We start from the raw sequence: 14054 nt of genomic DNA on the forward strand, positions 1-14054 counted from the left end.
CGGAGACCTCTCGCAGTTGCACATGATATGGACCGTCAAGGCACCGCGAAAACACGGACCGTGCCGTGATGTCGCAACCACCCCGGTGCAGCTCTGCTATAGTTCCAGCCAGAACAAGAGCCGCCATCAAGGCGGCCGAGACACGTCAACCAAACCAACACGGGAGAAACGCACCATGATGATCACGCGAAGGGCCGCCCTCGCCTCGGCTGCCGCCATCGTTCTCGCCTCGAGCTCCGCAATCGCCGCCGACAAGAAATACGATACCGGCGCCTCCGACACCGAGATCAAGATCGGCAACATCATGCCCTATAGCGGGCCGGCCTCGGCCTACGGCATCATCGGCAAGACGGAAGCGGCCTACTTCAAGAAGATCAACGCCGAGGGAGGCGTCAACGGTCGCAAGATCAACTTCATCTCCTATGACGACGCCTATTCGCCGCCGAAGACGGTCGAACAGGCACGCAAGCTGGTCGAGAGCGATGAAGTGCTGTTCATCTTCAATTCGCTGGGCACGCCGCCGAACTCGGCGATCCACAAATACATGAACTCGAAGAAGGTCCCGCAACTGTTCGTCGCCACCGGCGCCACCAAGTGGAACGATCCGAAGGACTTCCCCTGGACCATGGGCTGGCAGCCCAACTACCAGAGCGAATCGAGAATCTACGCAAAATATCTGCTGAAGGAAAAGCCGGACGCGAAGATCGCGGTGCTGTATCAGAACGATGATTACGGCAAGGACTATCTGAAAGGGCTGAAGGATGGGCTTGGAGCCAAGGCCGCCTCAATGATCGTCATGGAGGAGAGCTACGAGACCGCCGAACCCTCGATCGACAATCACATCGTCAAGCTCAAGTCCACCGGCGCCGACGTATTCGTGAACATCACCACGCCGAAATTTGCGGCGCAGGCAATTAAGAAGGTCAAGGAGATCGAGTGGAAGACGCTGCATATCCTCAACAACGTCTCCGCCTCCGTCGGCAGCGTGCTGAAACCGGCCGGCTATGAGAATTCACAGGACATCCTCTCGGCGGCCTATCTCAAGGACGTCTCCGATCCGCAATGGAAGGATGATGCCGGGATGAAACAGTTCCTCGACTTCATGGCGAAGGATTTCCCGGATGGCGACAAGCTCGATGGCGGCACCGTCGTCGGCTACAGCGTGGCCCAGACGCTTGTGCAGGTGCTGAAGCAGTGCGGCGACAACCTCACCCGCGAGAACGTCATGAAGCAGGCCGCATCCCTGCGCAACTTCCGCACCGAGATGCTGCTGCCTGGCATCACGATCAACACCTCGGCAACCGACTTCGCGCCCGTCAGCCAGTTGCAGCTGATGCGCTTCAAGGGCGAGAAGTGGGAGCTGTTCGGCGACGTGATTTCCGCCGACGTCGGCGGCTAACGACGGAACGCAGTTGAAACCGCCTCCTGCGGCTTCGCGCCGCAGGAGGCGATCTCTCCAGGCATCTTTGCTGTCTTTGCCAAGAATTTCTTAAGCTAGGAGTTGAAAGAGAGGCGGTCATGCAGCGGCGGCGGTTACGCCGAGCGCGCGGCTGCGCTATGGGGACTCGTCCGGAGTGAAACGAGTCGCCCGTGCTGCGGGCGAATCCAACAACAAGGCCAAGCTCCAAGGCCGAGAAGGAGTCCCCACGTGACCACTGCCCTCACCCGCCGCACGCTCTCCAGCCTGCTCGGCCTCGCCTTGGTTGGCGCCGCTGCCGGCAGCGCCTATGCCGACAAGAAATACGACACCGGCGCCAGCGACACCGAGATCAAGATCGGCAACATCGTGCCCTATAGCGGCCCGGCCTCGGCCTACGGCTCGGTCGGCAAGGCGATGTCGGCTGTGTTCAAGAAGGTCAATGATGAGGGCGGCATCAACGGCCGCAGGATCAATTTCATCTCGTACGACGACGCCTATTCGCCGCCGAAGACGGTGGAGCAGGCGCGCAAGCTGGTGGAGAGCGACGAGGTGCTGTTCCTGTTCGGCGTGCTCGGCACTGCGCCCAACACGGCGATCCAGAAATACATGAACGCCAAGAAGGTGCCGCAGCTGTTCGTCGCGACCGGCGCCACCAAGTGGAACGAGCCCAAGACCAATCCGTGGACCATGGGCTGGCTGCCGAGCTATCAGTCGGAAGCCCGCATCTACGCCAAATACCTCACCGCGCAGCAGCCGACCGGCAAGATCGCGGTGCTCTACCAGAACGACGACATGGGCAAGGACTATCTGAAGGGTCTCAAGGACGGCCTTGGCGACACCTCCCGCGTCGTGCTGGAGGAGAGCTATGAGATCGCCGAACCCACGGTCGAGTCGCACATCGTCAAGATGAAGTCCGCCAATCCCGACATCGTCGTGCTGTTCACCACACCGAAGTCCGGCGCCCAGGCGATCAAGAAGCTCGGCGAGATGAACTGGAAGCCGCTGACCATCATCTCGAACGTCAGCGCCTCGACCGCGGCCGTGATGCGGCCGGCCGGCGTCGAGAACTCGCAAGGGGTGATCTCGGCCGCCTATGCCAAAGATGCCTCCGATCCGCAATGGGCCAACGACCCCGGTCTCGGCGCGTTCAGGGAACTGCTCGCCAAATATCTGCCGGAGATCAACCCCGTGGATTCGTCGGCGCTGACCGGTTACAACATCGCCACCACGATGGTCGAGGTGCTGAAGCGATGCGGCGACGAACTGACCCGCGCCAATGTCATGAAGCAGGCGGCAAGCCTGAAGCAGTTTGCGCAGGGCGGGCTGTTGCCCGGCATCACGCTGACCACCGGTCCGGACGACTTCCAGCCGATCGAGCAGCTGCAGCTGATGCAGTTCAAGGGCGAGCGCTGGCAGTTGTTCGGCGAGGTCATGAGCGGCGAGCTGAAATAGGCTCCGCACGGCACGCGGGCGGCGCCGCATGACCAGCCGCCGTCCGTTGTTGCGCGCGATCTTCGATGCCGCGGTCGCCGCGGCGCATCCTGACATGGTGCTGCCGGCATTCCTGCCGGCGGCTCCCAAAGGACGAATCATCTGTCTCGCCGCCGGCAAGGGCGCGGCCGCGATGGCGGTCGCGGCCGAGCGCCACTACCTGGACACGCTGGGATTCGATCCCGCGAAGCTGACCGGCATCGCAACCACCCGCCATGGCCATGGCGTGCCGACCCGGCGGGTGAAGGTCATCGAGGCCGGACATCCGATGCCAGACGAGGCCGGGCTGAAGGCCGCCGACGAGACGCTGCAACTGGCGGCAACCGCCGAGCCCGGCGACCTGATGCTGGTGCTGCTCTCCGGTGGTGGGTCCGCCAATTGGGTCGCGCCGGTGAACGGCGTCAGCTTCGCGCAGAAGCAGCAACTGACCCGCGCGCTGCTCCGCTCGGGCGCACCGATCGGCGAAATGAATACGGTCCGCAAGCATCTGTCGCGGATCAAGGGCGGCCGGCTGGCGCGGGCCGGGCAGAAGGCCGAGATCGTGACCCTGGCGATCTCCGACGTGCCGCATGACGATCCCTCGGCGATCGCATCGGGTCCGACGGTGCCCGATCCGACCACGCTGGCCGATGCCCGCGGCATCGTCGCCAAATACAAGCTTGAGGTCGACCCGGCGATCAGCCGGGCGCTCGATGATGCCGCCAATGAGAGCTGCAAGCTCGGCGATGCCGCCTTCGCCCGCGCCTCGTTCGAGCTGATCGCGCGCCCCGCCAGCTCGCTCGAGGCCGCCGTGGCCAGCGTCAAGGCGGCGGGCTACGACGTGCTCGATCTCGGCGCCGATCTCGAGGGTGAGGCCCGCGATGTCGCGGCCGATCACGCCAAGCTGGCGCGCGAGGCCCGCGCGCTCGGCCGCCGCATGGCGATCATCTCCGGCGGCGAGCTCACCGTGACGGTGCGCGGCCAGGGCCGCGGCGGCCCGAACCAGGAATATGCCTTGGCGCTCGCCGACCTCCTCAAGGACATGGAGGGCATAGCAGCGCTCGCCGGCGACACCGACGGCGCCGATGGCGGCGGCGGCAGCGCCTCCGATCCGGCCGGTGCGCTTGTCGATGCCGAGGTCATCGCCGCGATGCGGGCGCAGGGGCTGGATCCGCAGGCCTATCTTGCCAACAACGACGCCACCGCATTTTTCGCCGCGACCGGCGGCCTGCTGCAGACCGGACCGACGCTCACCAACGTGAACGACGTCAGGGTCATCCTGGTCGATTGAGGGGCGCGCCTGCGTCCTTCAGAACTCCTCCGCGATCTTGGTGAGCATCGCCAGTAGCGCGTCGCGCCCATCCGGGCCCAGCAGCTCGTTGAGCCGCGCCTCGTGCTTCGACACCACCAGCTTCTTGGCGCGGGCCAGCACGGCGCGGCCCTTCTCGGTCAGCATCAGGATGTGCGAGCGCCGGTCGTTGGCCGAACGCACTCGCGCACACAGGTCGCGGCTCTCGAGGCTGTCCAGCAGGGACACGAAGTTCGGCCGCAGGATGCCCAGGGTGTTGGCGATCTCGGTCTGGTTCCGGCCCGGATTGGCGTCGAGCAGCAGCAGCACCGAGAACTGGGCCGGCGTCAGTTGCAGCGGCGCGACGCAGCGCAGGAAGTCCTCGAACACCTTCAACTGCGCCCGTTTCAGCACATAGCCAAGCAGATCCGACAGCTCGCCGAGCTGGACCGCTTGCGTCTCATCGGCCGCTACGGCAGCTTCCTTGCGGCTTTCCCTCTTGCTGACGGGCTTGGCGCTATCGGCCATCACGGTCCGCCAAATTCATCGCATTTGCTTCCATCCCTGGTCTCGAACGCCGCAGCCGGAACAGCGGCCTTGAGATTATAATCGATAATTGTTATCCACTATATCAAACACGGGCAGCCCAATTCAACTGCCCCGACCTGCGGACGGCGCATGGCGTCGCCCGCATCCGGTCACCACAGAGGGGGAGCGTCCGGTCTTGAACACAACGATCCTGCTGTTCCTGTTGCAGGACGGCATTACCAATGGCGCGATCTACGCGCTGCTCGGGCTGGCGCTCGTGCTGGTGTTTGCCGTCACCCGGGTGATCCTGATCCCGCAGGGCGAATTCGTCACCTACGGCGCCCTCACCTATGCCTCGCTCGCTGCCGGCCAAATGCCGGGCACGGCGAAGCTCGCCGTCGTGATCGGGCTCGCGGCCTTCGCCTTCGACCTTTACGCCATGCGCAAGACGCTGCACGCGCCGAAGATCGTGCGCACCTTCGGCCTCAACGTGGTCCTCCCGGTGGCCATTCTGCTCGCCAGCATGTGGGCGGCGAACCAGCGCATGCCCGCCGGCGTCAGCCTGGTGCTGTCGCTGCTGATCGTGGCCAGCATCGGCCTGTCGCTCTACCGCATCGTGTTCCAGCCGCTCGCGCACACCTCGGTGCTGGTGCTGCTGATCGCCTCGGTCGGCGTTCACTTGGCGCTGCAGGGCCTCGGCCTGCTGTTCTTCGGCGCCGAAGGCCAGCGTGGCCCGACGCTGCTGAATGCCAGCGCGACGCTCGGCTCGCTGCGCTTTACCGGACAGGGCATGGCGGTCTACGGCATCACCATCGCCTTCATCGTCGGCCTCTGGCTGTTCTTCGGCCTGACCCTCTACGGCAAGGCGCTGCGCGCCACCGCCGTCAACCGGCTCGGCGCCCGCCTCGTCGGCATCCGCACCACGCTGTCCGGCCAGATCGCCTTCCTGCTGGCCTCCAGCATCGGCGCGCTCTCGGGCATCCTGATCGTCCCGATCACGACGCTCTATTACGACACCGGCTTCCTGATCGGCCTCAAAGGCTTCATCGCCGCGATCATCGGCGGCCTGATCAGCTATCCCCTGACCGCCGTCGCCGCGCTCGTCGTCGGCATCGTCGAGGCGTTCTCCTCGTTCTACGCCTCGAACTTCAAGGAAGTGATCGTCTTCACGCTGCTGATCCCGGTCCTGCTGCTGCGTTCGCTCGCCGCGCCCGCGGTCGAAGAAGAGAAGGATTGAGCCGTGCGCGAGCGTTGGCCTCTCATCGTCTTTGCCGTCATCGTTGCGGCGATCCCGTTCATTCCGGGCATGCCGCCGTTCTGGATCGTGCTGCTCGACAATATCGGCCTGTCCGCGCTGGTCGCGATGGGCCTGGTGCTGTTGACCGGCGTCGGCGGCCTCACCTCGTTCGGCCAGGCCGCCTTCGTCGGCTTCGGCGCCTACACGACCGCGGTGCTCTCGGCGCAGTATGGCATCTCGCCCTGGCTGACCTTGCCACTGTCGCTGCTGGTCTCCGGCCTCGCCGCGGTGCTGCTCGGCCTCGTCACGGTCAGACTGTCCGGCCACTATCTGCCGCTCGGCACGCTCGCCTGGGGTCTCGGCCTGTACTACCTGTTCAGCAAGCTCGCCTTCCTCGGCCGCAATGACGGCATCTCCGGCATCCCGCCGCTGTCGATCGGCAGCCTCAAGATGCTCGATCCCGGCACGATCTATTTCGCGATCTGGGCCGCCGTTCTGATCTCTGCGCTGCTGACGATGAACCTGCTGGACTCCCGCACCGGTCGCGCCATTCGCGCCCTGCGCCGCGGCCACATCGCGGCGGAAGCGTTCGGCGTCTACGCACCCCGCGCCAAGCTGCTGGTGTTCATCTATGCCGCCGTGCTCGCCGGCCTCTCGGGCTGGCTCTATGCGCACTTCACCCGCGCCGTGAACCCGACGCCGTTCGGCGCCCAGGCCGGCATCGAATATCTGTTCGTCGCCGTCGTCGGCGGCGCCGGCTATGTCTGGGGCGGCGTGCTGGGTGCTGCGATCGTCGTTGTGCTGAAGGAGGTCCTGCAAAGCTACCTCCCGCTGCTGCTGCATGGCGAGGGCCAGCTCGAGACCATCGTGTTCGGCATCCTGCTCGTGACGCTCCTCCAGCTCGCTCCGACCGGCCTGTGGCCGTGGCTGACGGCGCGCCTGCCGTTCAAGCCGCTGGCGAAGAAGCCGGACACCACAATCAAGCTGCCGGCCCGCGAGCGGTCCGCGACGACGCCCAACGTCCTGCTGCAGGTCGACAACGCGCGAAAGCAGTTCGGCGGCGTGGTTGCGGTCAACAACGTCTCCTTCGACGTCCAGGCCCGCGAGATCGTCGCGCTGATCGGCCCGAACGGCGCCGGCAAGAGCACGACCTTCAACCTGATCACCGGCGTGCTGCCGCCGACCTCCGGCAACATCTCGGTGCTCGGCAAGGCCGTCGGCAACGCCCCGCCGCAGGACGTCGTCAAGCTCGGCATTTCCCGCACCTTCCAGCACGTCAAGCTGGTGCCGGACATGACGGTGCTGGAGAACGTCGCGATCGGCGCCCATCTGCGCGGCCATTCCAATGCGCTCACCAGCATGTTCCGGCTCGACCGCGCCGACGAGGCCAAGCTGCTCGCGGAAGCCGCGCGCCAGATCGATCGCGTCGGGCTCGGCGACCAGATGCACCAGCTTGCTGGCTCGTTGTCTCTCGGCCAGCAGCGCATCGTCGAGATCGCCCGCGCGCTGTGCGTCGATCCGATGCTGCTCTTGCTCGACGAGCCGGCCGCGGGATTGCGCCACATGGAGAAGCAGCGCCTCGGCGCGCTGCTGCGCGACCTCCGCGCCGGCGGCATGTCGGTGCTGCTGGTCGAACACGACATGGGATTTGTCATGGATCTCGCCGACCGCATCGTGGTGCTCGATTTCGGCACCAAGATCGCCGAGGGCACACCAGCCGCGATCAAGACCAATCCCGAGGTGATCAAGGCATATCTCGGAGCCGCTGCATGAGCACCTTGCTGGAAGTCGCCGACGTCCACGTCTCCTACGGCAAGGTCGAGGCTGTCAGATCGGTCTCGCTGACCGTCGCCGAGAACGAGATCGTCACCATCATCGGCGCCAACGGCGCCGGCAAGACTACGCTGCTCAGCGCCATCATGGGCGTGTTTCCGCTGAAGGGCCGCGTCTCCTTCCTGGGCGAGGACCTGGCACGCTATGAGATCGAGGACCGCGTCGCGCGTGGACTGTGCCTGGTGCCGGAGCATCGCGAGCTGTTCGCCACCATGAACGTCGAGGACAATCTGCAGCTCGGCGCGTTCCGCATGAGCAAGGCGCACGCCGCGCGCGGCTTCGAGCACGTCTACACGCTGTTTCCGAAGCTCAAGGAGCGGCGCAAGCAGCTTGCCGGCACGCTCTCCGGCGGCGAGCAGCAGATGCTGGCGATGGGCCGGGCGCTGATGGGCGCGCCGAAGATGCTGATGCTGGACGAGCCCAGCCTCGGTCTGGCGCCGATCATCGTCGCCGGCATCTTCGAGATCGTCGCCAGGCTGCGCCAGGAAGGCGTCTCGGTGCTGCTGGTCGAGCAGAACGCCAAGGCCGCGCTCAAGGTCGCCGACCGCGCCTATGTCATGGAGCTCGGCGAGTTCGTGCTCAACGGCAAGGCCAGCGAGATCGCCACCGATGAGCGCGTGGCGGCGAGCTATCTCGGCTTTGCCGAGGCGGCTGCGAGCTGAGCCTGATGTCGATGGGGTGAGGCGCTGCTTCAGGAGGGCGCCTCCTTCGACAGCAGGAAATCGACCATCACGCGCTCCAGCGCCCGGTACATGTCGGTGCCGGTCGCCGTCAGGCAGCCGCGCTGGCGCGCAGCGGCGATGAACGGCGACACCTCCGGCCGGGTGATCACGCAGCCGCAATAGGCCGACGGGCTGACGGTCGCCATGTCGACCGGCAAGGGATCGCCGGGCTGCATGCCCGCCGGCGTCGCATTCGCGACCAGGTCGAAGCCGCTGGCATCGGTGCCGCCGACAACGGCGCGGCCTTTGCCCCGCTCGTTGAGGCGCGCGATCAGCACATCGCGGCGTCCGGGATCGCTGTCGTGAATGGCAAGCTCGCGCACGCCGGCATCGATCAGCGCCAGCGCAATCGCCGAACCCGCTCCGCCCGCGCCGATCTGCAACGCCCGGCAGCCTGCGGGATCGAAGTCCTTGGCTTTCGCCGCGCCGACGAAGCCGAGGCCATCGACCATGTCACCGTGCCACCCGCCGCTTTCACCACGCCGCATCAAGTTGACGGCGCCGATGAACTGCGCACGCTCGGTGGCGGTCGCGCAGGCGCGGTAGCAGGCGAACTTGTGCGGGATCGTCGCGACGATGCCGTCGAGATTCCTGACCCGAGTCATTGCCGCCAGGAAGTCCGCGAGATCGCCTGGCGCGACCTGGACCGGGACGAGGATCGCATCGCTGCCCTGCTCGGCAAACGCCTGGCTCACGCCGGCCGGCGCACGCACCTGTGCGATCGGATCGCCGATGATGATGTGGAGCCTTGTGGCGCCGGTGGGGGCTGGGATCATGGCGGGCCTCTCGGAAAACTACAAAGATCCTCGTCCAAATGGCCGAAAGGCCGGCTCACGGAGCCGGCCTTTCTCAATCAGAAGCTATGGTCTCGCGGCTCACTTCGCCGGGACGTACTTCCCGTCCTTCACGGTCAGGATGATGCGGGAGCGGTCGTCGAGGCCCGAGCGATCCTTTTCGGTGAAGTTGTAGACGCCCTGCGAGGCCGCCATGTCCTTCTCGGTCATCAGCGCCTGGCGGATGGCTTCGCGGAACTCCGGCGTGCCGGGCTTGGCGGTCTTCAGCGCCACCGGGATGACGCGCTTGAGGATCTCGAACGCATCGAAGGAGTGACCGGCGAACTGGCTGCGGCTGTTCGGGCCATACTTGGCTTCATAGGCCTTGTTCAGCTCGAGGCCGGGCTTCTTGGTCAGCGCGCTGTCGTCCTGCGTCTCCGGCGACATCACCGGGCCGGAGGCCATGATCACGCCCTCCGCCGCCTTGCCGGCGATGCGGATGAAGTCCATGCTCGCGGCGCCGTGGGTCTGATAGATCAGGCCGGTGTAGCCGCGCTCGCGCAGCTCGGTCTGCGGCAGCGCCGCCGCGGTGCCGGAGGCGCCGACCAGGATCGCGTCCGGATTGGCGGCGACCAGCTTCAGCACCTGGCCGGTGACCGACGTATCGGGGCGCGCGAACCGCTCCTCGTCGGCAATCGTGATGCCCATCGGCACCGCCTGGTTCTTCAGATCGTTGAACCAGAGATCGCCGTAGGAGTCGGAGTAGCCGATGTAGCCGACGGTCTTGATGTTGTGCGCCTTCATGTGCTCGTACAGCACCTTGCCCATGATCGGCACCGGCTGCGGCATCACCACCGACCATTTCATCCGCTCAGGCGTGACCGGGAACGGCGCCAGGCCGAAATGCGGAATGCCGGCCTCGTTGGCGACGTTGGACACCGCGATGGTCGGCGGCGTCAGCGCCGAGCCCATGATGATGTCGGCTTTCGACTCCGTCACGAAGCGGCGCGCATTCGTCGTCGCCGTGGTCGGATCGCCGCCGTCGTCGAGCACGATCACCTTGAGCGGCACGCCGCCGATCTCCTTCGGCACGAACTCGAGCGCATTGCGCTCGGGGATGCCGAGCGCAGCGCCCGGCCCCGTCGTGGTCGTGGTGATGCCGATGGTGATCTCGCTGGTCTGCGCCAGCGCAGGAGCAGCTGCGAGCATCGCGATGACGCCTGCCGCCGCCAGATAGGCCTTCCTCATAAAATCCTCCCTTGATCTTTTCGGTTCAGCTCGTGATCCGCCGATCCTGTTTGCAGTCCCGCCCCTTGTCCGGGGCGCCTTCCAACATGGCCGGCCGATATGTGTCCAAACGTGATCATAGCATTGAACACGAGAAGATCACGCCTCACCAGTCGACCAAAGCATGACAGCTGAACATCCTTAAGACGGTCGCATGTCGCACCCATTCCAGCCTCATCCACCGAGAAACTTGGCGCGCATCTCCTCGGGAAACGGCGCCGACTTCAGCTTGTCCGGGTCGGCCGGATCGCGCCCGACCAGCACCCGCGTCTCGAATCCCTCGATCGCCAGCGCCTCGCCCTTGAACACCTTATGGGTGACGTCGAAGGACGAGCGCTTGATGCTCTCGATCCGGCTCTCGATCGTGATCCAGTCGCCATAGGTCGAGGGGATGTAGAACTTGGCGCGGGTGTCGACCATGGGGATGCCGACCAGACCGTAGCGACGGACGATGTCCTGCTTGGAGAACCCGGCCGCCTCGAACATGACAGAGGTTGCATCGTCGAACATCGCGAAATAGCGCGGGTAGTAGACGATATTGGCGGGATCGCAGTCGCCCCACTGGATCTGCACGTCGCGGCGGTGGATGAACATTGGTTTGGCCTCGCTATCAGCCGTGTAGACGGTGCGCTCCCTCTCCCCGTTCTTTACGGGGAGAGGGCTGGGGTGAGGGGCAGCCACGCGCACCAGACTCGCGGAGAGCCCCCTCACCCGGATTGCATCTGGCGATGCAATCCGGCCTCTCCCCGCGCGCGGGGAGAGGCTGGCAGCGAGCCTCTGGCGAGTAGCTCGGCGCATCAATCCTACTTCGGCGCCATGCGCAGCGAGCCGTCGAGGCGGACGACTTCGCCGTTGAGGTAGGCGTTCTCGACCATGTGCAGCGCCAGCGCGGCGAACTCGTCGGCGTGGCCGAGACGGCGCGGGAACGGGATCGCGGCGGCGAGCGAGTCCTGGGCCTCCTGCGGCAGGTTGGCGAGCAGCGGCGTCAGGAACAGGCCGGGCGCAATGGTCAGCACGCGGATGCCGAACTGTGCGAGCTCGCGCGCGATCGGCAGGGTCATGCCGACGATGCCGCCCTTGGAGGCCGAATAGGCCGACTGTCCGATCTGGCCGTCATAGGCGGCGACGGACGCGGTGTTGATGACGACGCCGCGCTCGCCGGTCGCCTGCGGCTCCAGCTTGGTCATGCCGTTGGTGACCAGACGCAGCATGTTGAACGACCCGATCAGGTTGACCTTGATGACCTTCTCGAAATCGGCCAGCGGCATCGGGCCGTCACGGCCGACGACGCGCTTGGCGACGCCGATGCCGGCGCAGTTCACCAGCACGCGCGGCTGCTGGCCGAGCGCCTCGACGGCCTTGGCAACGGCCGCTTCCGCGCCGGCGGCGTCCGAGACGTCGCAGACCACCGGCACGCCCTTGATCTCGGCCGCGACCTCCTCCGCCAGCTTGGCGTTGAGATCGAACACCGCGACCTTGGCGCCCTGCGCAGCGAGCTTGCGGGCGGTGGCGGCCCCGAGGCCGGAAGCGCCGCCGGTGACGATGGCGGCCTGATCCTTCAACAACATTGTCGTTTCTCCCTTGGATGCGTCGATCAGCCGGCGATCATGATGTCGTCGTCCGGCGTCGCGGCGTAGATGCGTTCGATCAGGTCCTTGCGGTTCTCCAGCACGGCGCGCTGGTTGATCGATCCCTTGTCGGTGACCTCGCCCTTGTCGATCGACAGCGGCACGCCGAGCAGGACGGCGCGCGTGATGCGCGTCGACGAGCCGGTCGCGGTCTGCAGGAATTTTGCGAAGCGCTGACGGAAGGCCTCGATGATCAGCGGATCGGCCGCCGTGGCGGCGAGGTCGTCGAACGGCAAGGTCGCGTTGATCAGGCGGCAGCCGTCGAGATCGAGCACGACGATGGCCGCGATCTCGTCGCGGTTGATGCCTGCGATGATGACGTCGCGCGCCAGCGGCGCGCAGGCGGCGATGAAGCGCGCCCTGAGAGGACCGACCGAGACCCAGGTGCCCGACGCCAGCTTGAAGTCCTCGGCAACACGGCCGTCGAAATCGAAGCCGGCATTGAAGTCGTCGGGATCGACGGGCTTCAGCGCGTCGCCCATCTTGTAGTAGCCTTCGTCATCGAAGGCCGCGGCCGAGACCTCCGGCAGGCGCCAATAGCCCGGCGTCACGTTCGGCCCCTTGGCGCGCACTTCCATCTTGCCGTTGTTGGGAACGAGCTTGGCCTCGTTGCCGGAGACCGGCAGGCCGACATGGCCGGAGCGGCTGGTGCGTGGATTGACCGACATGAAGAACGGTGCGGTCTCGGTGGAGCCGAGGCCCGTCAGCATCGGCACGCGATAGCCCGTCTCGGCCACCGAGAGCTCGTCGAGCTCGTTCCAGACATGCGGCGCCAGTGCGGCGCCGGAGAAGAACATCGCGTGCAGCCGCTGGAAGAAGGACTTCCGCAGCGCCGGGTCCTCGCGGAAATAGGGCAGCAGCGACTCATAGCCCTTGGGGACGTTGAAATAGACCGTCGGCGAGATCTCGCGCAGGTTTCGCACGGTCTCCTCGATGCCGCCAGGCACCGGCTTGCCCTGGTCGAGATACATCGAGCCGCCGTTGAACAAGGTCAGGCCGATGTTGTGGTTGCCGCCGAAGGTGTGATTCCAGGGCAGCCAGTCGATGATCACAGGCGGCTCGTCCTTCAGGAAGGCGAGCGTCTCGCGGATCATCACCTGGTTGGCACAGATCATCCGCTGGGTGTTGATCACGGCCTTCGGATTGCCGGTCGAGCCCGAGGTCAGCAGGAATTTCGCGATCGTGTCCGGGCCGATCTTGTCATGGGCGGCGTCGAGGCCAGGAAACAGCGGCGATGCGATCAGATCGGCGAGCATCGTGATCTTGCGGCCCGGCACCGAGCCGAACGACGCCACGATCTCGGCGCCTTCGGGTGCGTTGGCGATGAGCGCGTCGGCGAACTTGTCGGCGTCGTCGACGAAGACGAGGCCCGGCGTTAGCAGCTTCATCAGGTAGGCGAGCTTGCCGTAGTCGCGCGACACCAGCGAATAGGCCGGCGACACCGGACAGAACGGCACGCCGGCATAGAGCGCGCCGAACGCGACCAGCGCATGGTCGATCGAATTGCCCGACAGGATCATGACCGGTCGGTCCGGCGACAGCCCGCGCGCGAGCAGCCCCGACGCGATGTGCCGGCTCGCCGCCAGCAGCGTGGCATAGGTCAGCTCGCGCCAGCCCTCGGGCCCGACGCGCTCGGCCATGAACACGCGCTCTGGTGTGGCTTTGGCGAAGTGATGCAGCCGATCCGTGATCCGCTGCGGATAGTCGCCGAGCGGCTGCTTCGGACGGAGATAGATGGTGCCGTCGTCGCGGCGATCGACGGTGACCGCGGGATCGTTGAACGAGATCGCGCGCAACGGATGAACACTGGCGGTGCGCGCCGTGTCGTCCGTTCCTCCCTGTGTGCTTCTTATTGTTTGTGTGGTCAT

General features: G+C 65.8%; 12 protein-coding genes. 6 read left to right on the plus strand and 6 right to left on the minus strand.

Features of this window, described 5'->3' with window-relative positions:
- Positions 1 to 175 precede the first annotated feature (175 nt).
- From QX128_RS18855 to QX128_RS18865, 3 genes are all read left to right on the plus strand, one after another.
- Positions 176 to 1399: an ABC transporter substrate-binding protein gene (locus QX128_RS18855; RefSeq protein ID WP_316238197.1), complete on the plus strand. Its 1224-nt coding sequence runs from the start codon at positions 176 to 178 to the stop codon at positions 1397 to 1399.
- Between the two features lie 249 nt (positions 1400 to 1648).
- Entirely contained in the window at positions 1649 to 2872 is a 1224-nt protein-coding gene (locus QX128_RS18860) for an ABC transporter substrate-binding protein (protein ID WP_315805736.1), read from the plus strand.
- 28 nt (positions 2873 to 2900) lie between these two features.
- Positions 2901 to 4181, plus strand: coding sequence for a glycerate kinase (locus tag QX128_RS18865; RefSeq protein ID WP_316238198.1), 1281 nt, complete (start codon positions 2901 to 2903; stop codon positions 4179 to 4181).
- Between the two features lie 18 nt (positions 4182 to 4199).
- Here QX128_RS18865 and QX128_RS18870 read toward each other — a convergent pair whose 3' ends face one another.
- A complete protein-coding gene (locus tag QX128_RS18870; protein ID WP_315713766.1) occupies positions 4200 to 4706 on the minus strand; it encodes a MarR family winged helix-turn-helix transcriptional regulator in 507 nt (168 codons plus the stop codon).
- A 196-nt stretch (positions 4707 to 4902) separates the two neighbouring features.
- Here QX128_RS18870 and QX128_RS18875 point away from each other — a divergent pair, with 196 nt between their 5' ends.
- Genes QX128_RS18875 through QX128_RS18885 form a run of 3 tightly spaced genes read left to right on the plus strand, consistent with a single transcriptional unit; the run spans position 4903 to position 8438 of the window.
- Entirely contained in the window at positions 4903 to 5943 is a 1041-nt protein-coding gene (locus QX128_RS18875) for a branched-chain amino acid ABC transporter permease (RefSeq protein WP_316238199.1), read from the plus strand.
- Between the two features lie 3 nt (positions 5944 to 5946).
- A complete protein-coding gene (locus QX128_RS18880) occupies positions 5947 to 7716 on the plus strand; it encodes a branched-chain amino acid ABC transporter ATP-binding protein/permease (protein ID WP_315805733.1) in 1770 nt (589 codons plus the stop codon).
- On the plus strand, positions 7713 to 8438 hold the full coding sequence (locus QX128_RS18885; protein WP_316216437.1) for an ABC transporter ATP-binding protein: 726 nt from the start codon (positions 7713 to 7715) through the stop codon (positions 8436 to 8438). Before QX128_RS18880 ends, QX128_RS18885 begins: the two co-directional genes overlap by 4 nt.
- A gap of 29 nt (positions 8439 to 8467) precedes the next feature.
- Here QX128_RS18885 and QX128_RS18890 read toward each other — a convergent pair whose 3' ends face one another.
- The 5 genes from QX128_RS18890 to QX128_RS18910 all read right to left on the minus strand — a co-directional run bounded on the left by QX128_RS18890 (position 8468) and on the right by QX128_RS18910 (position 14054).
- Entirely contained in the window at positions 8468 to 9274 is an 807-nt protein-coding gene (locus QX128_RS18890) for a shikimate dehydrogenase (protein WP_315805731.1), read from the minus strand.
- Positions 9275 to 9373: 99 nt separating this feature from the next.
- Positions 9374 to 10519, minus strand: coding sequence for an ABC transporter substrate-binding protein (locus QX128_RS18895; RefSeq protein ID WP_315805730.1), 1146 nt, complete (start codon positions 10517 to 10519; stop codon positions 9374 to 9376).
- Between the two features lie 213 nt (positions 10520 to 10732).
- Entirely contained in the window at positions 10733 to 11152 is a 420-nt protein-coding gene (locus tag QX128_RS18900) for a thioesterase family protein (protein WP_316238200.1), read from the minus strand.
- A gap of 209 nt (positions 11153 to 11361) precedes the next feature.
- Positions 11362 to 12126 (minus strand): SDR family NAD(P)-dependent oxidoreductase, encoded by a 765-nt coding sequence (locus QX128_RS18905; RefSeq protein WP_315825944.1) that lies wholly within the window; start codon positions 12124 to 12126, stop codon positions 11362 to 11364.
- Between the two features lie 26 nt (positions 12127 to 12152).
- Complete coding sequence (locus QX128_RS18910; RefSeq protein WP_316238201.1) at positions 12153 to 14054, minus strand: feruloyl-CoA synthase; 1902 nt, start codon at positions 14052 to 14054, stop codon at positions 12153 to 12155.

This window comes from Bradyrhizobium sp. SZCCHNR1015 (assembly GCF_032489875.1).
Lineage (GTDB): Bacteria > Pseudomonadota > Alphaproteobacteria > Rhizobiales > Xanthobacteraceae > Bradyrhizobium.

What these genes read in the sequence shown, in the direction of transcription:
- QX128_RS18885 (WP_316216437.1), top strand. Translation starts at nt 7,713, where the DNA reads ATGAGCACCTTGCTGGAAGTCGCCGACGTCCACGTCTCCTACGGCAAG.
- QX128_RS18905 (WP_315825944.1), bottom strand. Translation starts at nt 12,126, where the DNA reads ATGTTGTTGAAGGATCAGGCCGCCATCGTCACCGGCGGCGCTTCCGGC.
- QX128_RS18855 (WP_316238197.1), top strand. Translation starts at nt 176, where the DNA reads ATGATGATCACGCGAAGGGCCGCCCTCGCCTCGGCTGCCGCCATCGTT.
- QX128_RS18910 (WP_316238201.1), bottom strand. Translation starts at nt 14,054, where the DNA reads ATGACCACACAAACAATAAGAAGCACACAGGGAGGAACGGACGACACG.
- QX128_RS18895 (WP_315805730.1), bottom strand. Translation starts at nt 10,519, where the DNA reads ATGAGGAAGGCCTATCTGGCGGCGGCAGGCGTCATCGCGATGCTCGCA.
- QX128_RS18865 (WP_316238198.1), top strand. Translation starts at nt 2,901, where the DNA reads ATGACCAGCCGCCGTCCGTTGTTGCGCGCGATCTTCGATGCCGCGGTC.
- QX128_RS18870 (WP_315713766.1), bottom strand. Translation starts at nt 4,706, where the DNA reads ATGGCCGATAGCGCCAAGCCCGTCAGCAAGAGGGAAAGCCGCAAGGAA.
- QX128_RS18900 (WP_316238200.1), bottom strand. Translation starts at nt 11,152, where the DNA reads ATGTTCATCCACCGCCGCGACGTGCAGATCCAGTGGGGCGACTGCGAT.
- QX128_RS18890 (WP_315805731.1), bottom strand. Translation starts at nt 9,274, where the DNA reads ATGATCCCAGCCCCCACCGGCGCCACAAGGCTCCACATCATCATCGGC.